This window comes from Dyella japonica DSM 16301 (assembly GCF_001010355.1).
GTDB lineage: Bacteria > Pseudomonadota > Gammaproteobacteria > Xanthomonadales > Rhodanobacteraceae > Dyella > Dyella japonica.
The window spans coordinates 1-23,395 of record NZ_JPLA01000024.1; the positions used below are offsets into that span (position 1 = coordinate 1).

Below are 23,395 nucleotides of genomic sequence, written 5' to 3' on the forward strand. Positions count from 1 at the left end.
GTGTCTGGCGGAGAGGGTGGGATTCGAACCCACGGTACGCTTACACGTACGCCTGATTTCGAGTCAGGTACATTCGACCACTCTGCCACCTCTCCAAAGATGTGCGTGTGGTCCACGCGAGCCGACGATTTTACGTAATGACGTAAAGGCTGGCAATGGGGGCAGGGGCATTTCGGACAAGATAAACGCTATTGACTAGCGCAATGCCGCTCCCCAGCGGTCTGCGCGTGGCAAATAGTGGTTGCCGGGGTCCAATGAGAGGGCGACGCGGGTGGCTCGGCCGGTGATCTCGTTGCGGGGGAAAAAGCCGAAATAGCGCGAGTCGGCGCTGTTGTCGCGGTTGTCGCCCAGCAGCAGGTACTGGTCGGGTGGCACCGTCACGGGGCCGAAGTCGCGCGTGTGGCCCTGGGCGGCAATCGACCACCGCACGGCGTGGCTGAGCTGGCCGGTGTTCTCCATGGCGTACAGCGCCGGATCCTCGCGATCGTCGCGGATGCCGGCGACCTGGGTAAAGCGGTATTCGGCCGCCTTGCCGTTCACATACAGGTGGTTCTGCAGCAGGGCGATCTGGTCGCCGGGAACGCCGATGACGCGTTTCACCAGTCGCTCGCCCGCTGCGCTGGAATCGAGCACCACGATGTCACCCCGTTGCGGGTCGGCGCGGTGGAGCAGCGATACATGGGTGAATGGTACGCGCAGGTCATAGGCGGCTTTGTCGACCACGATGCGGTCACCGACTTCGATGGTCGGCTGCATCGAGCCGGTGGGCACCACGTTCCAGTCGGCGACGGCGCTGCGGAACATGAACATGCAAAGCATGAAGGTGAGGAAGCCCTTGTTGTTCGCCAACAGCCTGGTCAGTCGTTGCATGGACGTGCCCCTCCGATCGCGTTCCTGTGTGGACCGCGCTTGGCGCCTTAAGTTTCACCTCTGAAGTGAGCAAGCAAAGGCACGCGTGGCGCGCCGCCAGGCGCGAAGCTTTCCCCCGCGCTTCACTTGGGAGAACGCTATGAAAGCAGCAAGCCTGGTACTGCTGGCAGCAGGGTTGAGCGATTCGGCACGGGCGTCGCCATCGCCCCAGGCCGTGGTGCAGGCAATGTTTGACGCCTTCAACCGGCACGATGCGGCGGCGATGGCGAGCCTGTATGCGGATGATGCCAGGCTGGCCTCGTCCGATTTTTGTGCCAACCGCAGCGGGCCCGCCGACGTGCTGCGCACCTATCGCGCCTTGTTTGTGGCGTATCCCGACATCCGCGACGAGGTCGAACAAGTAGTTGCGCAGGGAGATCACGTGGCGGTGCGTTTCGTCGCCAGGAGCGGGCAGGGAAGTTCGGCGCTCGCCATGCCGATCGCCACGTTTCTCACGGTTCGCCACGGACGGATTCAATCCGACGAGAGCACGTTCGATACGGGTGGGCGGGCGTGCACTCCTTGAATGCGGCGCAAAAAAGAAGGGCGGTGTCGCCACCGCCCTTCGAGTCACGCATGCGTTGGCAGACTCATGCCGCCTTGCGCTTGGCCAGACGCAGCCAGGTATCCACCACGGTGTCCGGGTTGAGCGAGACCGATTCGATGCCCTGATCCATCAGCCATTCGGCCAGATCCGGATGGTCGGACGGGCCCTGGCCGCAGATGCCGATGTACTTGCCCTTGTCGCGGGCCGTCTTGATGGCCATGGCCAGCAGTTTCTTCACCGCCGGGTCGCGCTCGTCGAACAGGTTGGCGACGATGCTGGAGTCGCGGTCCAGGCCCAGGGTGAGCTGGGTGAGGTCGTTGGAGCCGATCGAGAAGCCGTCGAAGATGTCGAGGAACTCGTCGGCGAGCAGGGCGTTGGACGGCACTTCGCACATCATGATGACCTTGAGGTCGTGCTCGCGCTGCTTGAGGCCGTTCTTGGCCAGCACCTCGATGACCTTGCGGCCTTCGCCCAGCGTGCGTACGAACGGAATCATCACCCACACATTGTCCAGGCCCATCACTTCGCGCACGCGCTTGACTGCCTTGCACTCCAGGCCAAAGGACTCGGCGAAGCCCGGGTCGACATAACGGCTGGCGCCGCGGTAGCCGATCATCGGGTTCTCTTCGTGCGGCTCATAACGCGAGCCGCCGATCAGGCCGGCGTACTCATTCGACTTGAAGTCGGACAGGCGCACGATCACCGGCTTGGGGTACACCGAAGCCGCGATGGTGGCGATGCCTTCGGCCAGGCGATCGACGTAGAAGGACACCGGGTCGGCATAGCCGGCCATGCGCTCGTCGATCTTCTTCTTGGTTTCCGCGTCCTGCTTGGCGTATTCCAGCAGCGCCTTCGGATGCACGCCGATATGGCTGGCGATGATCATTTCCAGGCGGGCCAGGCCGATGCCGGCGTTCGGCAGCATGCCGAAGTCGAACGCGCGCTCAGGGTTGGCCACGTTCATCATGATTTTCAGCGGCGCTTCGGGCATGTCGCCGAGATCCGCAGTGACGCGGTCGAACTTCAGCAGGCCTTCGTAGATGGTGCCGGTGTCACCTTCGGCGCAGGACACGGTGACTTCCGCGCCGTCCGGAATCAGCTCGAGCGCATTGCCCGTGCCCACCACCGCCGGCACACCCAGTTCGCGCGCGATGATGGCGGCGTGGCAGGTGCGGCCGCCGCGATTGGTGACGATGGCCGCGGCGCGCTTCATCACCGGCTCCCAATCGGGATCGGTCATGTCGGCGATCAGCACGTCGCCGGTCTGTACCTTGTTCATGTCGGCCAGCGAGCGGATCACGCGCGCCTTGCCCGAGCCGATCTTCTGGCCGATGGCGCGGCCTTCGGCCAGCACCTTGCCCTTCTCGTTGAGATGGAAGCGTTCCAGCTGCGTGGCATGCGCACGCGACTTCACCGTCTCCGGACGGGCCTGCACAATGTAGAGCTTGCCGGTGTTGCCGTCCTTCGCCCACTCGATGTCCATCGGGCGGTCGTAGTGCTTCTCGATGATCAGCGCCTGCTTGGCCAGTTCCTGCACGTCCTCATCGCTGATGCAGAACTTGTTGCGCAGTTCGGCGGGTGTTTCTTCGATACGCACGCGCTCGCCGGGCTTGTCGGAGTACACCATGCGCTGCTGCTTGGCGCCGAGACTGCGGCGCAGCACGGCAGGCTTGCCGGCATTCAGCGTGGGCTTGAACACGTAGAACTCATCGGGATTGACGGCGCCCTGCACGACCATTTCGCCCAGGCCGTACGAGCCGGTGACGAACACCACGTCGCGGAAGCCCGACTCGGTGTCCAGCGTGAACAGCACGCCGGAGGCGCCCACGTCCGAGCGCACCATCAGCTGCACGCCGGCGGAGAGGAACACGTCTTCGTGCTTGAAGCCCTGGTGCACGCGGTAGGCGATGGCGCGGTCGTTGTAGAGCGAGGCGAAGACTTCCTTCACCTTGTGCAGCACGTCCTCGATGCCGACCACGTTGAGGAAGGTTTCCTGCTGGCCGGCGAACGAGGCGTCGGGCAGGTCTTCCGCAGTGGCGGAGGAGCGCACGGCTACCGCGATATTCTCGGCACCGGCGTCCTTGCAGAGCTTGGCGTAGGCATCGCGGATGGCCTTGTCCAGATCCGCCGGCAGCGGCGTCTCGGTGACCCATTCGCGGATCTCCTTGCCGGCCGCGGTCAGCGCCATCACGTCATCGACGTCGAGCGAGGCGAGGCGCTGCTGGATGCGCTTGGCGACGCCGCTCTTGTCGAGGTATTCCTGGAACGCGTCAGCGGTGGTGGCAAAACCACCGGGCACGGACACGCCGAGCTTGGCGAGATTGCCGATCATTTCGCCAAGCGACGCATTCTTGCCGCCAACCTTGCCCAGGTCGGTCATGCGCAGCGTGTCGAGCCAAAGCACCAGATCGTTCAAGGGAGTCTCCTCGAGAGCTCGTAGGGTTTCAAAACAGCCGTAGCCCGGTTTCGGGGAGAAATCGGGCTACAAAGAACTGGTATTGTCCGCTGCCGATGGTGCGCAGCACAAGAAGACCATTCGGGCGAAAACCAGCGCCAACGCAATACCAGTCAGCCGTGAGTCAAGCAAAGACAGGCTTTTCACCTTGCGCTAAGGTGATGGCCAAGAACCACCAGGGACTTTGGATCAGCCATGCAGCGAACCGTTTTCTATATCTCCGATTCCACTGGTATTACGGCGGAAACGATCGGCAACAGTATTTTGGCCCAGTTTGAGGGTGTGCAGTTCGATAAGCACCGCCTGCCGTTCATCGATGACGCCCAAAAAGCCGAGGCGGCGGCGCTGCGCATCAAGACCCGTTATGCGCAAACCGGCGAGCGGCCGATCGTGGTCAACACCATGGCCTCGCGCGAGTTGTGCGAGATCGTGGCCGAGAGCGGCGGGCTGATGCTGGACGTGTTTGCGCCGTTCATCGGTCCGCTGGAGGATGAGCTGGGCGCCAAGCGTTCCGGAGCGGTGAACCGCTCGCATGGCCTGGTGGACTTCGACAAGTACGAGGCCCGCATCAATGCCACGAACTATGCGCTGTCACACGATGACGGTATTGACGTGGACTATGCTCAGGCCGACCTGATCCTGGTGGGGGTGTCGCGCTCGGGCAAGACGCCAACATGTCTTTACATGGCCTTGCATTACGGTGTCAGCGCCGCCAATTACCCCTTGACCGACGACGACCTCGACAAACTCGAACTGCCGGCGCGCCTGCGCCCGTACAAGGATCGGCTGTTTGGTCTCACCATCGACCCCATGCGGCTGGCGCAGATCCGCGAACAGCGGCGCGCCGGCAGCCGTTATGCGACGCTGGAGCAGTGCCGCTGGGAATTGGCGCAGGCCGAAAAGTTGATGCGCCGTGAAAGCATTCCCAGCCTCAACACCACGCACGTGTCCATCGAAGAGATTGCCAGCAAGATTTTTGACCGCTTCGGTATCGAGCGGACCATGTTCTAAGGAGTTCGTACCGCCCATGAGTGCCGTATTAGACAGTCGCCAAGCCTTGCTGCCAGGACGCTTCGGCTTCCTGATGGGGCTTTACGCCGAGAACTACCATCGGCTGGTGCGGCTGTTTACGCCGCAGGAGCTGGCGCCGGGGTTCTATCTCTCCAGCGTGGACGATGGCCTGGATGTGCGCTTGCAGGTGCAGGAACGGCATCCGTACACGCTGGAGCTCGAGCTCACCTACAACTTCGTCGACGCGCACACGGGTCAGCCGTCGCCGTCGGCGCAGTTGCGCATGTACACCGATGCGCACGTGGCCGAGGCCTTGCATTGCCATCCGGGCCGCCACCTGTGGCAGGTACTCGGTCCGTTTCCGCCGGCGCATACGGTGCTGCAGCACCGGTTGCGGATGAACGGGTTTCTATCGCGCTGGCTGGAATACCTGGCGGAGCAGGGGCATTCGAAGGGGACGCTGGTCCGGCAGGAAGGTCATCGCTCGCCGGATGAGACGTCGTTGTAGGAGCGCACCCTGTGCGCGACGGCGGCGTCTCCGCTTCGTAGGCTTTTCGCGCACAGGGTGCGCTCCTACAGGGGTACGGTGAATCGCAGGCAACAAAAAACCCGCCAATGGCGGGCTCTTCGTAAAGTGGCGGAGCGGACGGGACTCGAACCCGCGACCTCCGGCGTGACAGGCCAGCATTCTAACCGACTGAACTACCGCTCCACATTTTTTACTGCTTCCAGCACTGCACCTTTAGATTTCGTCCTTGACCACTCTTGCCGTTTGATCGGTAGAGTGGCGTCCCCACGGGGATTCGAACCCCGGTCGCCACCGTGAAAGGGTGATGTCCTAGGCCTCTAGACGATGGGGACGTATCTAAATTTGGTGGAGCCAGGCGGGATCGAACCGCCGACCTCCTGCATGCCATGCAGGCGCTCTCCCAGCTGAGCTATGGCCCCGTGTGCCTCTGGAAGCCCGAAAGAATAGACAGGGATCGAGTTTTCGTCAAGCGTTCGTCGTGAAAATATTTCAACTTTTCTTCACGAATGAATCACAACAAGCAGTTAGCCGCGCCTGAGTTTGCCGCGCGTTCTGTGTGACCGGCGTTTTTGTCGCTCGGATGATCGTTGTCATCATTCAGGGCTGTGCATCGGGTGCGCGATTGTTAGTCTTGCGGGACGCTCCGACGGATTTCATTGATGCACGATTTGCACTTCATCCAGGACCTCGCGACCGTCATGCTGATCGCGGGCCTGACGACGGTGATCTTTCAGCGGCTGCGTCAGCCGGTCGTGCTCGGATACATCATCGCCGGCGTGCTGGTCGGGCCGTATACCTTCCCCGTGGTGTTCATCCACGACGAGAAGACCATCCGTACTTTGTCCGAACTGGGCATGATCCTGCTGCTGTTCGCATTGGGGCTGGAATTCAGCCTGAAAAAGCTGCGCGAGGTGGGCGGCGCGGCGCTGGTCGCGGCGGTGTGCGAAATCGTGCTGATGTTGTGGCTGGGCTACGAGATAGGCCGTTTCTTCGGCTGGAGTTCGATGGATGCGCTGTTCCTGGGCGCCATGCTTTCGATGTCCTCGACCACCATCATCATGAAGGCGCTCGATGACCTGGATCTCAAGCGCGAGCGCTTCGCGCAACTGATGTTCGGCATCCTGATCATCGAGGACGTGATTGCCATCGTGTTGATGGCTTTGCTCACCGGTATCGCCAGTACTGGCGGCCTGGAGGCCAGCGAAGCGATGGCGGCGGTCGGTCGGCTCACGCTGTTCATGGCCGTGTCGCTGGTGGTTGGCCTGCTGCTGGTGCCACGCGTGGTCGATTACATCGCGCGCGTCAGTCGCGACGACGTGCTGCTGGTGGCCGTGCTCGGCCTGTGTTTCGGCTTCTGCCTGCTGGTCACCGAGATGGGTTACAGCGTGGCGCTGGGCGCCTTCATGATCGGCGCGATCGTGGGCGAATCGCAGAGTGTGGAGCGGATCGAGCGCATCATCGGGCCGGTGCGCGACATGTTCAGCGCGATCTTCTTCGTCGCCATCGGCATGCTGATCGACCCGGCCATGCTCAAGGAATACTGGCTGCCCATCATCGTCGTCACCACGGTGGTGGTGCTGGGCAAGGTCATTACCTGCAGCTTCGGTACGTTCGTCGCCGGCAATGACGGGCGCACTTCGTTGCGCGTGGGCATGGGCCTGGCGCAGATTGGCGAGTTCTCCTTTGTGATCGCCTCACTGGGACTCACCTTGAAGGTGACCAGCGGTTTTCTTTACCCCGTGGCGGTCGCCGTATCGGCCATCACCACGTTTCTCACGCCCTACCTGATCCGCGCATCGGACCCGTTGGCCAGCGGGCTATCGCGACGAATGCCCCAGGGCCTCATCGGTCTGCTGGGTGCCTATACGGACTGGATGGGCAACCTGAGCCTGGGCGGGCAGGGCGTGGTGGTGGCCAAGATGATCCGACGCCTGGTGTGGCACGTGATCATCAACATGATGCTGGTGGTGGCGGCGTTCCTGATCATGTCCTATCTGTATCGGCGCGGCTTTTTCCACTGGGACTGGCTGGCCGATAGTCCGCAGGTCAAACGCAGCCTGGCCTGGTCGATTGCGGCGATCGTCTCACTGCCCATGATCGTGGCCGCCTACCGCAAGGCGTCGGCGCTGGGCATGCTGCTGGCGGAGTTGAGCATCCCCGAGCGCATTGGCGGCGCCTACAACATGCATATCCGGGGTCTGCTGGCGCGCTTCATTCCACTTGCGACCATGTGGGTGCTGGGCCTGCTGGTCGCGGCGCTGGCCTCGACCATCCTGCCGCCGCGCGAGGTGGCCATCGTGCTGGTGCTGGTTTTGCTGCTGCTGGCGTGGCTGCTGTGGCGGGGCCTGGTGCAGGTCCACGCGCGACTTCAGGCGGCTTTGCGCGACACCCTGGATAAGCCGGGCCGGTCCGAGGATGGCCATCACTGAGCCCCTGGACGCACGGCCTACTGAAATACGCGTGCAAGAATCGTAAAAAACCACGTTTTTCGTCGAAACGTGAACTTTTAATCACGACTGACGGTCATACCGCCACTATCGTTGCCAAGACTAAGCAAGCACCGCACAATGCGGGGCCTGCCTCCATCGGGGGGGCCTTAAGTCCGGTAGCGCCGGCATATCCAATACGAGGGAGTTCTACATGAAGCATTTTCTGCGTCCCACGCTGACGGCGGCCGCGCTCGCTGTTGCTCTGGGCTCGACCGCTGGCGTGCACGCACAGGCCGCGAAGCCCGCCGCTGCTCCCGCCGCGGCAGCTCCCGCTGCAGTGGACAAGACCAAGGCCAGCTACGTGGTCGGTTGGGATCTGGCCAGCTCGCTGCCGCCGCTGGTCCGCGCGGAAGTGGATCCGGCCACGGTCGCTCGCGCTCTGCAGTCCGCCCTGTCGGGCCAGAAGCCGACCATGAGCGAAGCCGAAGCCAAGCAGGTTCGTGACGCATTCGTGGCCAATCTGCAGGCCAAGGCCAAGGCCGAGTACACCCAGGTCGCCGCCAAGAACCAGAGCGAAGGCGCTGCCTTCCTCGCCAAGAACAAGACCGCGCCGGGCGTGAAGAGCACCGCTTCGGGTCTGCAGTACCAGGTGATCAGCCAGGGTACGGGCGCCCGCCCGGGTCCGAGCGACACCGTGCAGGTCAACTACGTCGGTTCGTTCGTGAACGGCGAAGTGTTCGACGATTCGTCCAAGCATGAAGGCGGCGGTGCTGCTTCGATCCCGCTCGCCGGCGTGATCCCGGGCTTCCGTGAAGGCATGCAGCTGATGCAGGTCGGCGGCCACTACAAGTTCTTCATCCCGGCCAACATTGCCTACGGCGCCCAGCCGCAGAACGGCTTCCCGCCGAACTCGACGATCATCTTCGACGTCACCCTGGTCAAGACCGGCCCGACGGCCGCTGCTGATCAGGCTGGCGGCGCGAAGTAATCGCCACCAAAGCTGGTTGATCGATGCACGGGGCGCGAAGCAATTCGCGCCCCGTGTTTTTTTGGGTCGGCGTTTTTTGGTTGCGGCATAAAGGCTGCACGGCCTCCGTGGCCGCCATCGGCCTGATACAATCTTGCGTCTTGTCTCCTGGAGTTTTCACGACAATGAAGGTCACGATCTTCGGCACCGGCTATGTGGGTTTGGTCACCGGCGCCTGCCTGGCGGAAATGGGTAACCACGTGGTCTGCGTCGATATCGACGCAGGCAAGGTCGAGCGCCTGAAAAACGGCGACATCCCCATTTACGAGCCGGGCCTGGAGCCCATCGTCAAGCGCAACCACGCGAGCGGGCAGCTGGACTTCACCACCGATCCGGCACCGGGAATTGCGCACGGCCAGGTTGTATTCATTGCCGTCGGCACGCCGCCTGACGAAGACGGCAGTGCGGATCTCAAATACGTGCTCGGCGTCGCTCGCACGATTGGCCAGCACATGGACCGCTACACGGTGGTGGTGAACAAGTCGACGGTGCCCGTGGGTACCGCCGACCGCGTGCGCGATGCCATCGCAGACGAACTGTCCAAGCGCGGCGTGACGGTCGAATTCGACGTGGTATCCAATCCCGAATTCCTGAAGGAAGGCGACGCAGTGGAAGACTGCCTGCGCCCCGACCGCATTGTCATCGGCAGCTCCAGCGAACGCGCCATTGGCGTGTTGCGCAAGCTGTATGCGCCGTTCAATCGCAACCATGAGCGCACGGTGGTGATGGATGAGCGCTCCGCCGAGCTGACCAAGTACGCAGCGAACGCGATGCTTGCCACCAAGATCAGCTTCATGAATGAGATCGCCAACATCGCCGAGCGCGTGGGCGCGGATATCGAGCTGGTGCGACAGGGTATCGGTTCGGATCCGCGTATCGGCTACCACTTCATCTATCCGGGTGCGGGCTACGGTGGTTCGTGTTTCCCCAAGGACGTGCAGGCGCTGGAGCGCACGGCACGCGGCGTCGGCTATAGCGCCCGCCTGCTGGGTGCGGTCGAATCGGTGAACCACGACCAGAAGACCAAGCTGTTCGAACTGATCTTGCGTCACTTCGACGGCCAGATCGCCGGCAAAACGATCGCGCTGTGGGGGCTGGCGTTCAAGCCCAACACCGACGACATGCGCGAAGCCTCGAGCCGACATCTGATGGAAGCGCTGTGGAAGGCGGGCGCCAAGGTGCGCGCGTTCGACCCCGAGGCACGCCACGAGACGCATCGCATCTACGGTGATCGCGATGATCTGGCCCTGTGCGACAGCGCCTATCAAGCCCTGCAGGGTGCCGACGTGCTTGCCATCGTGACGGAGTGGAAGGCGTTCCGCAGCCCCGATTTCGCGCGCATCCGCGACATGCTGGCTGAGCCTGCGGTGTTCGACGGCCGTAACCTCTACGATCCCGCCGCGGTGGAAGAAGCGGGGCTGGCGTACTACGGTATCGGTCGCGGTCGCAGCCTGAGACGCTGAGCATGGCGGACGAATCCATGCAGCAACGGTTGACGGAGCTCGAAGTGCGGCTCACCTTTGTCGATGACACGGTGAACGCGCTGGCCTCCGCCGATGCGGAGCTGTCCATGCGATTGGCGGCGCTGGAGGATCTGATCCGCGGTTTGCGCAGCGAGCTGTCATCGCTGCGCAGCTCGCAAGGTCATGATCCACACAGCGAACCGCCGCCGCCGCATTATTGATTGCCGCCTTTTAGTCACCGCACTACGCAAGCGAGTTTCAACCATGGCCGATTCCCTGCGCGATCAGCTGCTCAAGAGCGGCATCGTCAAACAGGTCCGCGAAGAGAAGCGCCCGCCGGCGCCGTCCAGTGGCAAGCCTTATCCGCAGCGCCAGGGCGGATCGCCCTCCAAGGGTGGCAAGCCGGGCCAGCACAAGCCGCACGGCAAGCCTTCCGGTCCCAGAAGCCAGGAAGAGATCGACCTGGCCAAGGCCTATGCGATCCGCGCGCAGACCGAAGCAAACGAGCGCAAGCGTGCCGAACAGGCCGCGGCCGAAGAGGCGCGCGTTCGTCGCGAGCGCAAGCTGAAGATCCAGCAATTGCTGGAAGGCAAGACCTTGAACAAGCCCGAGGTTGATCACGTTCGGCATTTTGAATACGGCGGCAAGATTCGTCGCGTGCATGTGGACGCGGATCAACTCAAGGCGATCAACGCAGGCGAACTCGGCGTCGTGCAGCAGCAGGGGCGTTATCTGGTAGTGACGCGTGAACTAGCCGAGCAGGTGAAGGCGGTCGACGCCAACCAGATCGCCTTGCTGGTGGAGCCGGGCAGCACCGGTAGCGTTGGCGAAGATGGCGTGCCCGATGACCTGATGTGGTGAGCGGATTGCTCTAACTGCGCCGACAAAAAAAACGCCCGGTCTATGCCGGGCGTTTTTTTTTGGTGCCTATGAAAGTTGTTCAGGCGTCTGCGTCTGAAACCTCACCGACCGGCAGATCAAAACCCGTCTTGGCGAGCGTCGGCAGATCCCAGCCGTTCTTCGGCGTAAAGCGTTCGCCGTAGCGCTGCGCGAGGCGTTCCAGCTTGCCCTTCACCACGGCAGCGCCTTCGCTGCGCACGTACTGGATCGGGCCACCGCGGAACGGCGCAAAGCCGGTGCCGAAGATCACGCCGGCATCGAGCAGGTCGGCATCGTCGACCACGTGGTCGGCCAGGCAGGCCACCGCTTCGTTGACCATCGGCAGGATCATGCGGTCCTGCAGGTCGGCTGGTACCGCGTAGTCGGGATCGACTTCCGGCTTCTGCGGCTTGCCGTCCTGCCAGACGTAGATGCCCTGGCCATCCTTCTTGCCGCGTTTGCCGGCGGCCAGTTTGTCTTCCAGGCCGGGTGGCAGTTCCAGTCCGAGGAAGGGAGCGAGTTCCTTGCCGACGGAGGCACAGACGTCCAGGCCCACCGTGTCGGCCAGCTCGATCGGACCCATCGGCATCCCGAATTTCTTCGCTTCCTTGTCGAGCACCGGACCCGGCACGCCTTCGCTGTACAGGCGCATGGCTTCGAGCAGATAAGGCATCAGGATGCGGTTGACCAGGAAGCCCGGGGTTCCCTTGACCGCCACCGGCAGCTTGCCGATCGCCTTGCAGAAGGCCAGCGCGCGCTGCTCGGCATTCGTATCGAGCTGGTCGTGGCGCACCACTTCCACCAGCGGCATCTGCGCCACCGGATTGAAGAAGTGCAGGCCAAGGAAGCGCTGCGGTGCCTTCAGGCCGACGCGCAGTTCGTCCAGCGGAATGCTCGACGTATTGGTGGCGAGCAGTTCGTTGGATTGGAATTGCGGCTCGATGGTGGCGTACAGCGCCTTCTTTGCATCGGCATTCTCGAAGATCGCTTCGATCGCCAGGTCAGCCGTGGCCACGCCTTTGCCTTCCACATCGGCGCGCAGGCGACGAACGGCGGCATCCACCTTGTCGGCCGTCTTGAGCTTCTTTTCGTACAATTGGCGGGCGCGATCCAGTGCGGGCTGGATGAACTTCATCTCGCGGTCCTGCAGCGTGACCTCGAAGCCCTTGAAGGCGGCCCAGGCCGCAATGTCGCCGCCCATCACGCCGGCGCCGACCACGTGCACATGCTTGATGCCGTGCTCGATGCCGCTGCCCTGACTCTTCATGCGTTCCTGCAGGAAGAAGATGCGAATCAGGTTCTGCGCGGTCGAGGTTTCGGCCAGCTTGGCGACCGAGCGCGCCTCCAGCTTGAGGCGCTGCTGGATGCTGGCGCCGCCGCGCTTCCATACGTCGATCAAGGCAAACGGCGCGGGGTAATGTTCCTTGCGTACCTTGGCGGCCGTCTGCTTGATCACCATCGGTGCGAGCAGCTGACGCGCCAGCCAGGTGTTGGTGGCCCAGGCTTTCGCACGCAGGGCGAAGGGACGTGCATGCGGGCGGCGCAGCAGGGCGCGCGCCTCGGCCAGCAATTCGGCCGGCGGTGCGAGCCGGTCGACCACGCCCAGCGCCAGGGCGCGTTTGGCCGACAAGGCCTTGCCCGTAAGCATGACGGGCAGGGCGTCGGTGGCGCCGATCAGTCGCGGCAGGCGGGCGGTGCCGCCCCAGCCGGGGTGAATGCCCAGCATGACTTCGGGGAGGCCGATGCGCGTCTTGTCGTCATCGGCAGCAATGCGCTGGCGGCAGGCCAGGATCAGTTCGGTGCCGCCGCCCATGCAGGCGCCATGGATGGCAGCCACCGTGGGGCAGGGCAGGCGGGCCAGCGATTCGTAGACGCGCTGGCCGTTTTCGATGTTCTCCAGCACCGTGCCCTGCTGGGCATAGCTGACGAACTCCTTGATGTCCGCGCCCACCGCAAAGCCGAACGGCTTGGCCGAATGGATCAGCACGCCGGCCGGCTTCTCGATGGCCAGGCGCTCCACGATCTGGCCCAGTTCGTCCAGCACGTCGCGCGAAATGGCGTTGACCTTGCTGCCGGCGCGATCGAGGGAGAGGGTGACGATGCCGCTGTCATCCAGGCTCGTCTTCCAATGATTGAAGCGCAATCCTTCGAACATGGGGATAAGGAGAGTGGCCACGAGGCCTTGCACCATACCCTCCCGTAGCGAGGATTGCGAGACGACCGGCGGAGCTCCCCGGGGCGGATGAACACCCCGTAAAAACCCGGGCTGTGCGCTGCCGCATGAAATGCATCACGGTTTCCGGCGAGGCTTGGTCCCTCCCTATGCGAACTGCCGCAGAACACGTAATTTAGGCCGGAATGAATACCTCCATCGCCACTCCCGCCAGCCCCCTGCAGGGCGGCGCTGAAATCCTCGAGCGCATCCTTGCGGCCCGGGGCAATCTGATTGCGCTCGAGGGCGGCGACAAGGTCGGCCTGGTCGGGTTGCTGCGGCCGCTGGTACGGCGGAGCGGGCAGGCCGTGTACCTGTGGAATCCGGAGCTGGGGCTGGGCAACCTGCGCGAAGAACACGTCGGCTTGCCCGGCTCGCAACGCCTCAATATCGCGCTGCGCTACATGCTGCAGAGCAATCACTTCGGCATCTATCTGCTGCAGCGCCTGCCGCTGCCGCTGCCGATGGCCGATGCCACCTTGCTGCGCCAGCTGGCGCGCGCCACCTCGGGGCATGTGCGCCGGGTGGTCATGCTCGATCCGCCGGAGTCTTTCGTGGCCAGTTTCAACGACGTGCTGGTACGCCTGAGCTGCCAGTCCGAGCCGGCGCAGCGTCCGCGCCTGCGCGACGGTCGTTGGATCCTCTGATATGACGAGCAATGCGGGCATCCTCGTCGTTGCCGCGCAGCGTGAGCTGCGTCGAGCCCTGTTCGATACGTTCGATCGTGACGGCCATTTCGTGGTGCACTCCGCCCGCGACGCCACCCATGCCGGCATCCTGCTCGAAGGTCGGCCGCCACTGGCGTTGATCGTGATCGTGTTCGAGGGCGACGGTCGCGAGGGCATGGCGGGCATCGACGTTCTGCGCGGCGTGCCGGCCTGCGTCGGGGCGCCCATTCTTGCCGTGCTCGACGACGCTGCCGTGCTCAAGCCCAACGTGTTGCCGGCGGGCATTGCCGACTGGCTGTATGCCTCGCAGATCGAGCACGAACTGCTCTCGCGCTGGCAGCGGGTCCATCGGATGGGCGCGCGACAGGACAGTTCCGGCGACGGCCTGGCAACTTCAACGAGTGGCGACTACCGCTTCGCCTTCGAGGAGGTCGACAGCGAATGGTTGATCGTCGATCCGGTGCGCGGCCAGCTGGTTGAATACAGCCCTGCCGTGGCACGCAACAGCGGTCTCGGCGATCACGAACTGCGCGGCCGACCGCTCAAGGATGTGCTGGCCTTCAAGGAAGCCACCATCGAGCAGGTGATTGCCGAGGGCTCGCGCCAGTGGCATGCCGGTCGTCGACGTTCATCGCGCGGCGCGGATGCGGGTGAAGCCAGCGCACGGGCGATTCAACACGCCGGTCGCGATGCGGTCGCCTTGATGTTCCGCAGCGATCGGGCCAGTGCCCGCGCCGAGGTGGCGCTCGGCTTGCTGGCGCGCATGTTCGGCGCCGGCAGCGGCGACGAAGGCATCACCGAGGCGGCCCGCCTGCTGTTTGAGGAAATGGGCCTGGACTATGTCGCCGTGTGGTCCGCGCGCCCGGATGAGGGCGGCGCACCGGTGCAGCTCGTGCAGTACTGGCGTGGCGACGAACAACTGTGGCCCGGCCCGCACCTGCAAAGCTCGTTGCGGCTGGTGCTGTCGGGTCAGGCCATGCTGCATCAGGCCGATGCCGGGCGGCTTGCGCCGATGGATCCTTTGCTGGCCCAGCTTGGCCTGGCCGGTTTTGCCGGCTGGCCGCTGCAGGACGAGCGCCGCACTGTGCTCGGCGCTCTGCTGGTGGGTACGCGCCAGCCGTTGCCGGCGCTGGACATCGTGCAGCCCGTGCTTCGATGCGCCGCCTCGCGATTTGCCCATGCGATCGAGCTGCGCCATACCCGCGAGCAGGGCCGCGCGGAAGGCCTGCTCGATGCCTTGACCGGCCTGCCCAATCGCCTGCTGTTCAACGACCGACTTGATACGGTGATCCGCGAGGCCAATCGCACGGGCGAGTGCTTTGCCCTGCTGTTCGTCGATCTGGATCGCTTCAAGACGGTCAACGACACGCTCGGCCACGCGGTGGGCGACCAGGTGCTGCTGACCACCACGCAGCGCTTGCGTGGCAGCGTGCGGGCGTCCGATACCGTGGCGCGCTACGCCGGCGACGAATTCGTGGTGATCCTGCGCCACATCGTCAAGAACGAAGACGTGCTGCGCATCGCCGAGAAAATCGTGCAGGTGATGGGCGCTCCCTTGCGCATCGACGACGGCACCGAGCTGCAGGTGACGGCGTCCATCGGCGTGAGCTTCTTCCCCGACGATGCTCCCGATGCCGACACCTTGCTCAAGCACGCCGACGAGGCGATGTATGCCGCCAAGAGCCTGGGCCGCAACAACTATCAGATCTTCGAGGGCAGCGCCGAGCAGTCGCAACAGCAGAACCTCGCGCTGAAATCCGGCCTGCGCCACGCCGAGCACAAGGGCGAGTTGCGCGTGTTCTATCAGCCGCAGGTGGATGCGGTCACCGAAGACATCGTGGGCATGGAAGCGCTGGTTCGCTGGGAGCACCCGGAACTGGGCTTCATTGGTCCAGGCTTCTTCATTCCGCTAGCGGAGGAAACCGGGCTGATCGTCTCCATCGGCGAGTGGGTGCTGCGTGCGGCCTGCCGGCATGCCCAGGAATGGGAGCGCCGTTTCGGCCTGGGCCTGCGCCTGGGCGTGAACCTTTCGGCCGTGCAGCTGATGCAGCCCAACCTGCTGGAAGTGGTCTCGGCCGCGCTCGACGAGAGCGGGCTGGAGGCCAACCTGCTGGAAATGGAGATCACCGAAAGCATCAGCATCAAGGCTGCGCCCAACCTGGTGGAGAACCTGCAGGGCCTGCATCGGCTGGGCGTGCGCATCGCCATAGACGACTTCGGCACCGGTGCCGCCTCGCTGGACTATCTGCGCAAGCTGCCGGCCGATCGCATCAAGATCGACCAGAGCTTCGTCAAGAACATCGGTGTGGATCCCGACGACGAGGCCATCGTGCGCGCCACCATCGAAATGGCCCATCGCCTCAAGCGCGGCGTAGTGGCCGAGGGCGTGGAGACGGAGCAGCACATGGAGTTCCTGCGCGCCAATGCCTGCGATGAACTGCAGGGCTTTCTGTTCTGCCGTCCGCTGCCGCAGCCGGTGTTCGAGAAGCTGTTGCTGGAGCGCCAGCGCCTGCTGGCCGGCATCAGCGATACCGCCGCTTGACTTGCGTGCGCCGCGAAGAGCCCCATACTCAAGGGTAGGGCGCCCGATGCGCCCGTGGGCCGCACTGCTGGGGCGGTGGTGGTCCTTTCGTCATGACCGGTGCTCCCTTGGGAGTGCCCATGCGTTTCCACCATCGGTGTCGCCGCGTTGGCGCACTTGTCGTCCCGGGGATGGGGGTCTCTCTGAACTAGAACGTGAAGTTCTTGTCTGAGCAGCTCGCATCCATTCACAAGGCATCCCAGGGCGCGTGGCAGCATCGACGAAGGAGATGGCCCGGATGGGCGAAAATGAACTGGACAGCGCGCTGGTCGAGCGCGTCCAACAGGGGGACAAACGGGCCTTCGATCTGCTGGTGCGCAAGTACCAGCACAAGGTCGTGGGCCTGGTCTCCCGTTATCTGAAGAACCACGCGGAATGTGAAGACGTGGCCCAGGAGGCCTTTATCCGTGCCTGGAGGGCGATCGGGTCCTTCCGTGGCGAGAGTGCTTTCTATACTTGGCTGTACAAGATTGCCGTCAATACCGCCAAGAACCATCTGGTGGCGATGAGCCGCCGCCCGCCCGCCGACGATATCGCCATCGACGATGCCGCCTTCGTGCCCGGCGCGGACCGCATGCATGAGAGCGCCACCCCCGAGCGTGAACTCATGCGACAGGAAATTGAACAAACGGTATTTTCCACTGTCCAAGCCCTGCCTGAGGAATTGCGCACCGCGATCACCCTGCGTGAAGTGGACGGCCTCAGCTACGAGGAAATCGCCGAGGCGATGGGCTGTCCGATCGGTACGGTACGTTCACGTATATTTCGGGCGCGCGAAGCTATCGATGAAAAATTGCGGCCGCTGTTGTCGGACCGCGAGGGCAAGAACCCATGACTGATCATCAACGCGAAAACCTTTCTGCTGGCATGGACGGGCAACTGTCCAAGGAAGAGCTGCGCTTTTTGCTGCGCAGGCTTGATCACGACGCGTCGCTGCAGCAGGACTGGTCCCGCTACCACGTTGCCCGTGACGGTCTGCGTCGCGAGCTGCCGGCGCTGGCCTCCGCCGATTTCGCCACCCGCGTGATGCAGGCGATCGAGCGCGAAGGCGTCACGGTGCAGCAGGGCAAGCGGCGTCATTGGCTGCATTGGTCGGCGGGCGGTGCGATCGCCGCCGGCGTGGCCGTTGCCGCGTTGATGGTGGCGCAGCCAGCCGGGCAGGGCGCTGATCGCCTCTCGCCGCAGGTCGCTTCGGCAGCCGCTCCCTCTGCGCAAAACAACACCCAGGTCGCGCAGTCGGAAACTCCTGCGGTGGCGCCGCCGGGTCTGAATGTCTATTCCGAAGTCCCGTACAAGATGAGCCAGCAGGCCTCGGCCACGCTGGAGGGCGACAGTGGCACGCCGCTGTATTCGCGCAACAGCCTCACGCCCTACCGTGTCGCGCGCTATCCGGTGGTCAGCAATGGCGATGGCCGCTATCTGTTGCTGATACATCCGGACCAGCAGCCCGCGCAGTCCGCCGCCGGACCGCAATGATCGAAGGCCGTGTGTCCCTTGCCGCGGCCTGATCGTTCCCTTTCACCCCTCCATGCCCGCCTGATCTGCGGGCCGGCATGGTGTGCCTGAGACGCAGAAGGAGAGTAGTGCATGAATCGACTTGTCTTGCGGACGCTGTCGTGCAGCGTCTTGATGAGTTTGGCCCTGGCCGGCGGAGTGCAGGCCCAGAGCGCGGCGCCGACGGTGTCGGGTCTGCCCGACTTCACCGGCATCGTGCAGAAGAATGCGCCGTCGGTGGTGCATGTCGAGGCCAAGTTCAACGGCAAGAAGCAGACGAAGGCCCGTGCGGGTGCACGCGGCATGCCCGATGCGCCGGACGATGACGACGATCCGCAGATGGACATGCTGCGACGCTTCTTCGGCATGCCGATGATGCCCTCGCCGGAAGAGCAGCAGCACACCTCGCTGGGTTCCGGCTTCATCATCTCCGGCGATGGCTATGTGCTTACCAATAATCATGTGGTGGATGGCGCCGATACGGTGACCGTGCGCCTGCAGGACCGCCGAGTGCTCACCGCCAAGTTGGTGGGCAGCGACCCTCAATACGATATCGCCTTGCTCAAGGTGGACCCCAAGGGTGGCCTGTCGCCGGTGTCGATCGGCGATTCGCGCACGCTCAAGCCGGGTCAGTGGGTGCTGGCGATCGGCTCGCCGTTTGGCTTCGACTACACCGTGACACAAGGCATCGTGAGCGCAGTGGGGCGCAACCTGGGCAGCCAGGATCAGCCGTATACCTCCTTCATCCAGACCGACGTGCCGATCAACCGCGGCAACTCCGGCGGCCCGCTGTTCGATTTGCAGGGCCGCGTGGTCGGCGTCAATTCGCAGATCTATTCCAACACCGGCGGTTACCAGGGCGTGGCTTTCTCCATTCCGATCGATGTGGCCATGAACGTGGTCAAGCAGATCAAGGAGAAGGGCTATGTGTCGCGCGGCCAGCTCGGCGTGATGGTGCAGCAGGTCAGCGATGACATGGTCAAGGCGCTCAAGCTCGACAATGCGAGCGGCGCAGCGGTGACCCAGGTCAACAAGGGCAGCGCCGCCGACAAGGCGGGCATCCGTCCGGGCGACGTGATCCTGGCGTACAACGGCCAGAGCATCAATCAGAGTGCGGACCTGCCGCCGCTGGTGGGCCAGACGCCCCCGGGCAGCAAGGCCACCCTCGAGATCCTGCGTGACGGCAAGAAAGAAAATGTGCCGGTCACCGTGGCGGAAATGCCGCGCGACAAGAACGCCAAAATGGCGGCTGCCGATACGGAGCAGCCGGCGGCCAAGGCAGCGGCCAGTGCCCTGGGCCTGTCCGTTCAGGATCTCGATGGCGACAGTCGCCAGCAGCTTGGCCTCAAGGCCGGCGAAGGCGTGGGCATCAGCCAGGTGAGTGGTGCGGTGGCGGCGCGGGCCGGCTTGCAGGCTGGCGACGTGATCTTGATGGTCAACCAGACCAAGGTGGGCACCGCGGCCGCTTTCCGCGAGGCGACCAAGGGGGCGAAGCCCGGTGACACCGTGCTTCTGCTGGTCCGTCATGGCGACCAGAGTGGTTTCATCGGGCTGACCGTGCCCGGTGGCAAGGACGGCTGAGGTCGCCGTTCGCGGCGATGGCAGTCGCTGCGGGGTGACCGGTCGTGTTCCGGCTGCGCAAGGCCGGAACAAGCGGAGCGATGGGCGCTTGGGCCACCATCGCTCTTCTGGGAGGGATCGCGCGACGCCTCGCAACGAGGCGTTCCGATCTCGCTTATCCCCTTGAGATGGCCCGCTTTTCCCGATGCCCGAAGTGGCACGGTTCCATGCGATAATGCCGGGTTCGTGTGACCATCCCGGTCATGCGCTGCCTGCGCGTACCGCAGATCAGTGAACGCCGCTAGCGTGCTCCATGGAACTGATTCGAAATTTCTCCATCATTGCCCATATCGATCACGGCAAGTCCACCTTGGCGGACCGCATCATCCAGATCTGCGGCGGCTTGACCGAACGCGAGATGGAGGCGCAGGTGCTCGACAATAATCCGATCGAGCGCGAGCGCGGCATCACCATCAAGGCGCAGTCGGTGTCGCTGCCGTACACGGCGCGCGACGGCAAGACCTATCAGCTCAACTTCATCGACACCCCGGGTCACGTCGACTTCTCCTATGAGGTCAGCCGCTCGCTGGCCGCCTGCGAGGGCGCGTTGCTGGTGGTGGACGCCGCGCAGGGCGTGGAAGCCCAGTCCGTCGCCAACTGCTACACCGCAGTGGAGATGGGCCTGGAAGTCGTGCCGGTGCTCAACAAGATCGATCTGCCCACCGCCGATCCGGAAAAGGTGAAGGGCGAAATCGAGGCCGTCATCGGCATCGATGCGGACGACGCGGTCGCGGTGAGCGCCAAGACCGGCCAGAACGTGGTGGAAGTGCTCGAAGCCATCGTGGCGCGCATTCCGCCGCCGAAGGTGGGTGACACCGATCGTCTGCAGGCATTGATCATCGACTCGTGGTTCGACAACTACCTTGGCGTGGTGTCGCTGGTGCGCGTGGTGCAGGGCGAGATCAAGCCCGGCGACAAACTGCTGGTGATGTCCACCGGCCGCGCGCACGAGGTGAGCGAAGTGGGTGTGTTCACGCCCAAGCGCAAGAAGCTCGCCAAATTGTCGCCGGGTGAAGTGGGCTGGATCACGGCGTCGATCAAGGATGTGCACGGCGCCCCGGTCGGCGACACGCTGACACTGGCGGCCAAGCCCGCCGAGAAACCGCTGGCGGGTTTCCAGACCATGCAGCCGCGCGTGTTTGCAGGCCTGTTCCCGGTCTCGGCCGACGATTATCCGGCGCTGCGCGAAGCGCTCGACAAGTTGCGCTTGAACGACGCGGCGCTGTTCTTCGAGCCGGAAAGCTCCGAGGCGATGGGCTTTGGTTTCCGCTGCGGCTTCCTCGGCATGCTGCACATGGAAATCGTGCAGGAGCGCCTGGAGCGCGAATACGACCTGGACCTGATCACCACCGCGCCGACCGTGGTGTACGAAGTGCTCAAGAGCGACGGCTCGATCCTGATGCTGGACAACCCGGCCAAGTTGCCGGCGCCGCATCTGATGCAGGAAATCCGCGAACCGATCATCGTCGCCAGCATCCTCACGCCGCCGGACTACATCGGCAACATCATCACGCTGTGCGAAGAAAAGCGCGGCGTGCAGCGTTCCATCCAGTACCTGGCCACCCAGGTGCAGATCACCTATGAAATGCCGCTGGCCGAGGTCGTGCTCGATTTCTTCGATCGCCTCAAGTCGGTGTCGCGCGGCTATGCGTCGATGGACTATCACTTCGAGCGCTTCGAGGCAGGCCCGTTCGTGCGCGTGGACGTGCTGATCAATGGTGACCGCGTGGACGCGCTGAGCCTGATCGTGCATCGCGTCCATGCCGAGCGTCGTGGCCGCGACCTGGTCGAGCGCATGAAGGATCTGATTCCGCGCCAGCAGTTCGACGTGGCGATCCAGGCGGCGATCGGCGCGCAGATCGTCGCGCGCTCGACGGTGAAGGCGCTGCGAAAGAATGTGCTGGCCAAATGCTACGGCGGCGACGTCAGCCGCAAGAAGAAGCTGCTGGAGAAGCAGAAGGAAGGCAAGAAGCGCATGAAGCAAGTGGGCCGTGTGGAGATCCCGCAGGAAGCCTTCCTTGCCGTCCTGAAGGTGGATAAGTAAAGCTGAGCTTGTCGCAGCGATGGCAGGCCGCCTGGCATCCTGCCGATCGATGGTTCCCTGTCACACCCTCGTTCCACTGCTCCTGAGGAGCTTTCAATGGATTTTGATTTTTCGGCGATTCTGCTTGGCCTGACTGTGCTGTTCGGCGTGGTGTGGGGTCTGGACCGCCTGTTCTTCTACAAGTCGCGCAAGGCCAAGGCCGAGGCGGTGGGCAAGGAGCCGCACGAGCCGGTGGCGGTGGACTGGGCCCGTTCGCTGTTTCCGGTGGTGCTGGTGGTGCTGGTGTTGCGTTCGTTCGTGGCCGAGCCGTTCCGCATACCGTCCGGTTCGATGATGCCGACGCTGGATGTCGGCGATTTCATCCTGGTCAATAAATTTGCGTATGGCCTGCGCATGCCGGCCTTCAACAACAAGTTCGTCAGTCTGGGCGAGCCCAAGCGCGGCGACGTGGTGGTGTTCCGCTTCCCGGGTTATCTGTGCGAAGACGGCGGCAAGCTGGTGCGCAGCGGCGACCAGAGCTGCGCCGATCCGCATGCGCCGGTGCCGAACCAGAACTGGATCAAGCGCATCATCGGCATGCCGGGCGACCGCGTTGAGATGCATGGCGACCAGTTGATCGTGAACGGCGAGCCGGTAGCCGCGGACCTGATTGGCCCATACGAGGGCGACCCCAAGCGCGCCGAATCGCGCCTGATGCTGGAAATGGGCGCCACCGTGTGGAACGAGCACCTGCCCAACGGCGAGGGCGGGGTGGTCAATCACCTGACTGCGCGCATGCCCAACTACACCGTGCCGCCGCCGCTGCCCAACCCGCATGTGCCGCTGGTGGTGCCCCAGGGCTGCTACCTGGCGATGGGCGACAACCGTTACAACAGTACCGACAGCCGCTGGTGGGGCTGCCTGCCGGAGCAGAACCTGGCCGGCAAGGCCTTCCTGATCTGGCTGAGCTGGACCGGCTCGGGCGTGGCCTTCCATCGCATGGGTACGGTCATTCACTAAAAGCGTGACGGGCATAGGTCTGTGCCCGGTGACGTTCCAGGCCGCTTGGCGCGACAATGCAGGCGCCAAGTCGCCTCCGGGGCGGCTGGGTGGCGCCTTGCCAGTAAACCGGATATCGCCGAAAGGCGGCATAGCGAGGGGACTATGAAATCGAAGCAAACGGGCATCACCCTGATCGGGTTTCTCGTGGTGTTGGTGGTGGTGGGCTTTTTCGGCTACATGGCCATGAAGCTGGTGCCGGCCTATACCGAGTTCATGGGCGTGACCAAGGCCATGAACCAGCTGGCGAGCGAAGATGGTCCCAAGTCGGTGACCCAGGTCCGCAATGACCTGATGAAGAAGCTCGACTTCCAGTACGTGAGCGACGACACCATCACGCCGCAGGACATCAACATCAAGCGCACCGGCAATGCGACGTCGCTCAATGTGAGCTACGACAAGCGCATTCCGTTTATGTACAACATCGACTTCCTGTTGCACTTCGAAAAGAGCGTGGCGCTGCAGGGTAATGTCGAAGGTTAAGCACAG

Annotated in this window: 19 protein-coding genes and 4 tRNA genes; 16 read left to right on the top strand and 7 right to left on the bottom strand. The window is 63.7% G+C overall.

Annotated elements, in window-relative coordinates; all coding sequences use genetic code 11:
• Nucleotides 1-5: 5 nt before the first annotated feature.
• Together Y882_RS09185 and lepB (Y882_RS09190) are read right to left on the bottom strand one after the other, a co-directional pair.
• Nucleotides 6-95: transfer RNA gene (locus Y882_RS09185), tRNA-Ser, on the bottom strand.
• A 100-nt stretch (nt 96-195) separates the two neighbouring features.
• The gene (gene lepB, locus Y882_RS09190; RefSeq protein ID WP_046971618.1) at nt 196-870 is read right to left on the bottom strand and encodes a signal peptidase I; all 675 of its coding nucleotides are present in this window, start codon (nt 868-870) and stop codon (nt 196-198) included.
• A gap of 85 nt (nt 871-955) precedes the next feature.
• Between lepB (Y882_RS09190) and Y882_RS09195 the strand changes: the two genes are divergently transcribed.
• A complete protein-coding gene (locus tag Y882_RS09195; protein ID WP_156171383.1) occupies nt 956-1,435 on the top strand; it encodes a nuclear transport factor 2 family protein in 480 nt (159 codons plus the stop codon).
• Nucleotides 1,436-1,499: 64 nt separating this feature from the next.
• Here Y882_RS09195 and ppsA read toward each other — a convergent pair whose 3' ends face one another.
• A complete protein-coding gene (gene ppsA / locus Y882_RS09200; protein WP_046971620.1) occupies nt 1,500-3,872 on the bottom strand; it encodes a phosphoenolpyruvate synthase in 2,373 nt (790 codons plus the stop codon).
• Between the two features lie 234 nt (nt 3,873-4,106).
• Here ppsA and ppsR point away from each other — a divergent pair, with 234 nt between their 5' ends.
• A complete protein-coding gene (gene ppsR / locus Y882_RS09205; protein ID WP_046971621.1) occupies nt 4,107-4,922 on the top strand; it encodes a posphoenolpyruvate synthetase regulatory kinase/phosphorylase PpsR in 816 nt (271 codons plus the stop codon).
• A 16-nt stretch (nt 4,923-4,938) separates the two neighbouring features.
• On the top strand, nt 4,939-5,430 hold the full coding sequence (locus Y882_RS09210; RefSeq protein ID WP_046971622.1) for a DUF1249 domain-containing protein: 492 nt from the start codon (nt 4,939-4,941) through the stop codon (nt 5,428-5,430).
• A gap of 127 nt (nt 5,431-5,557) precedes the next feature.
• On the opposite strand, the gene Y882_RS09215 is transcribed toward Y882_RS09210, so the two are convergent.
• From Y882_RS09215 to Y882_RS09225, 3 genes are all read right to left on the bottom strand, one after another.
• Nucleotides 5,558-5,634 (bottom strand) — tRNA-Asp (locus tag Y882_RS09215).
• Nucleotides 5,635-5,707: 73 nt separating this feature from the next.
• Nucleotides 5,708-5,783: transfer RNA gene (locus Y882_RS09220), tRNA-Glu, on the bottom strand.
• Between the two features lie 11 nt (nt 5,784-5,794).
• Nucleotides 5,795-5,870, bottom strand: a tRNA-Ala gene (locus Y882_RS09225).
• A 240-nt stretch (nt 5,871-6,110) separates the two neighbouring features.
• On the opposite strand from Y882_RS09225, the gene Y882_RS09230 reads away from it, so the two are divergent.
• The 5 genes from Y882_RS09230 (at nt 6,111) to Y882_RS09250 (ending at nt 11,231) form a co-directional block, all read left to right on the top strand.
• A complete protein-coding gene (locus tag Y882_RS09230; RefSeq protein ID WP_046971623.1) occupies nt 6,111-7,880 on the top strand; it encodes a cation:proton antiporter in 1,770 nt (589 codons plus the stop codon).
• 211 nt (nt 7,881-8,091) lie between these two features.
• On the top strand, nt 8,092-8,868 hold the full coding sequence (locus Y882_RS09235; protein ID WP_046971624.1) for an FKBP-type peptidyl-prolyl cis-trans isomerase N-terminal domain-containing protein: 777 nt from the start codon (nt 8,092-8,094) through the stop codon (nt 8,866-8,868).
• A 164-nt stretch (nt 8,869-9,032) separates the two neighbouring features.
• On the top strand, nt 9,033-10,370 hold the full coding sequence (locus Y882_RS09240) for a UDP-glucose dehydrogenase family protein (RefSeq protein WP_046971625.1): 1,338 nt from the start codon (nt 9,033-9,035) through the stop codon (nt 10,368-10,370).
• Nucleotides 10,371-10,387: 17 nt separating this feature from the next.
• On the top strand, nt 10,388-10,591 hold the full coding sequence (locus Y882_RS09245; RefSeq protein WP_244466309.1) for a SlyX family protein: 204 nt from the start codon (nt 10,388-10,390) through the stop codon (nt 10,589-10,591).
• Between the two features lie 43 nt (nt 10,592-10,634).
• Entirely contained in the window at nt 10,635-11,231 is a 597-nt protein-coding gene (locus Y882_RS09250) for a DUF2058 domain-containing protein (protein WP_046971627.1), read from the top strand.
• Nucleotides 11,232-11,310: 79 nt separating this feature from the next.
• Here the strand turns inward: Y882_RS09250 and Y882_RS09255 are convergent, their stop codons facing one another.
• Nucleotides 11,311-13,404, bottom strand: coding sequence for a 3-hydroxyacyl-CoA dehydrogenase NAD-binding domain-containing protein (locus Y882_RS09255; RefSeq protein WP_046971734.1), 2,094 nt, complete (start codon nt 13,402-13,404; stop codon nt 11,311-11,313).
• A gap of 203 nt (nt 13,405-13,607) precedes the next feature.
• Between Y882_RS09255 and Y882_RS09260 the strand changes: the two genes are divergently transcribed.
• The 8 genes from Y882_RS09260 (at nt 13,608) to Y882_RS09295 (ending at nt 23,389) form a co-directional block, all read left to right on the top strand.
• Nucleotides 13,608-14,108, top strand: a complete 501-nt coding sequence (locus Y882_RS09260) for a hypothetical protein (protein WP_046971628.1) — start codon at nt 13,608-13,610, stop codon at nt 14,106-14,108.
• A gap of 1 nt (nt 14,109) precedes the next feature.
• Complete coding sequence (locus Y882_RS09265) at nt 14,110-16,671, top strand: putative bifunctional diguanylate cyclase/phosphodiesterase (RefSeq protein ID WP_046971629.1); 2,562 nt, start codon at nt 14,110-14,112, stop codon at nt 16,669-16,671.
• Nucleotides 16,672-16,948: 277 nt separating this feature from the next.
• A complete protein-coding gene (gene rpoE / locus Y882_RS09270) occupies nt 16,949-17,545 on the top strand; it encodes an RNA polymerase sigma factor RpoE (protein WP_046971630.1) in 597 nt (198 codons plus the stop codon).
• Nucleotides 17,542-18,186 (top strand): sigma-E factor negative regulatory protein, encoded by a 645-nt coding sequence (locus Y882_RS09275; protein ID WP_046971631.1) that lies wholly within the window; start codon nt 17,542-17,544, stop codon nt 18,184-18,186. Before rpoE ends, Y882_RS09275 begins: the two co-directional genes overlap by 4 nt.
• 111 nt (nt 18,187-18,297) lie before the next feature.
• Nucleotides 18,298-19,785, top strand: coding sequence for a Do family serine endopeptidase (locus Y882_RS09280; protein ID WP_046971632.1), 1,488 nt, complete (start codon nt 18,298-18,300; stop codon nt 19,783-19,785).
• Nucleotides 19,786-20,077: 292 nt separating this feature from the next.
• Nucleotides 20,078-21,868, top strand: coding sequence for a translation elongation factor 4 (gene lepA / locus Y882_RS09285; RefSeq protein WP_046971633.1), 1,791 nt, complete (start codon nt 20,078-20,080; stop codon nt 21,866-21,868).
• 96 nt (nt 21,869-21,964) lie between these two features.
• Nucleotides 21,965-22,867, top strand: a complete 903-nt coding sequence (gene lepB, locus Y882_RS09290; RefSeq protein ID WP_046971634.1) for a signal peptidase I — start codon at nt 21,965-21,967, stop codon at nt 22,865-22,867.
• A gap of 144 nt (nt 22,868-23,011) precedes the next feature.
• Nucleotides 23,012-23,389, top strand: a complete 378-nt coding sequence (locus Y882_RS09295) for a DUF4845 domain-containing protein (protein ID WP_046971635.1) — start codon at nt 23,012-23,014, stop codon at nt 23,387-23,389.
• The last annotated feature ends 6 nt before the right edge of the window (nt 23,390-23,395 follow it).

What these genes read in the sequence shown, in the direction of transcription:
- lepB (WP_046971618.1), bottom strand. Translation starts at nt 870, where the DNA reads ATGCAACGACTGACCAGGCTGTTGGCGAACAACAAGGGCTTCCTCACC.
- ppsR (WP_046971621.1), top strand. Translation starts at nt 4,107, where the DNA reads ATGCAGCGAACCGTTTTCTATATCTCCGATTCCACTGGTATTACGGCG.
- Y882_RS09210 (WP_046971622.1), top strand. Translation starts at nt 4,939, where the DNA reads ATGAGTGCCGTATTAGACAGTCGCCAAGCCTTGCTGCCAGGACGCTTC.
- Y882_RS09230 (WP_046971623.1), top strand. Translation starts at nt 6,111, where the DNA reads ATGCACGATTTGCACTTCATCCAGGACCTCGCGACCGTCATGCTGATC.
- Y882_RS09235 (WP_046971624.1), top strand. Translation starts at nt 8,092, where the DNA reads ATGAAGCATTTTCTGCGTCCCACGCTGACGGCGGCCGCGCTCGCTGTT.
- Y882_RS09240 (WP_046971625.1), top strand. Translation starts at nt 9,033, where the DNA reads ATGAAGGTCACGATCTTCGGCACCGGCTATGTGGGTTTGGTCACCGGC.
- Y882_RS09245 (WP_244466309.1), top strand. Translation starts at nt 10,388, where the DNA reads ATGCAGCAACGGTTGACGGAGCTCGAAGTGCGGCTCACCTTTGTCGAT.
- Y882_RS09250 (WP_046971627.1), top strand. Translation starts at nt 10,635, where the DNA reads ATGGCCGATTCCCTGCGCGATCAGCTGCTCAAGAGCGGCATCGTCAAA.
- Y882_RS09255 (WP_046971734.1), bottom strand. Translation starts at nt 13,404, where the DNA reads ATGTTCGAAGGATTGCGCTTCAATCATTGGAAGACGAGCCTGGATGAC.
- Y882_RS09260 (WP_046971628.1), top strand. Translation starts at nt 13,608, where the DNA reads ATGAATACCTCCATCGCCACTCCCGCCAGCCCCCTGCAGGGCGGCGCT.
- Y882_RS09265 (WP_046971629.1), top strand. Translation starts at nt 14,110, where the DNA reads ATGACGAGCAATGCGGGCATCCTCGTCGTTGCCGCGCAGCGTGAGCTG.
- rpoE (WP_046971630.1), top strand. Translation starts at nt 16,949, where the DNA reads ATGGGCGAAAATGAACTGGACAGCGCGCTGGTCGAGCGCGTCCAACAG.
- Y882_RS09275 (WP_046971631.1), top strand. Translation starts at nt 17,542, where the DNA reads ATGACTGATCATCAACGCGAAAACCTTTCTGCTGGCATGGACGGGCAA.
- Y882_RS09280 (WP_046971632.1), top strand. Translation starts at nt 18,298, where the DNA reads ATGAATCGACTTGTCTTGCGGACGCTGTCGTGCAGCGTCTTGATGAGT.
- lepA (WP_046971633.1), top strand. Translation starts at nt 20,078, where the DNA reads ATGGAACTGATTCGAAATTTCTCCATCATTGCCCATATCGATCACGGC.
- lepB (WP_046971634.1), top strand. Translation starts at nt 21,965, where the DNA reads ATGGATTTTGATTTTTCGGCGATTCTGCTTGGCCTGACTGTGCTGTTC.
- Y882_RS09295 (WP_046971635.1), top strand. Translation starts at nt 23,012, where the DNA reads ATGAAATCGAAGCAAACGGGCATCACCCTGATCGGGTTTCTCGTGGTG.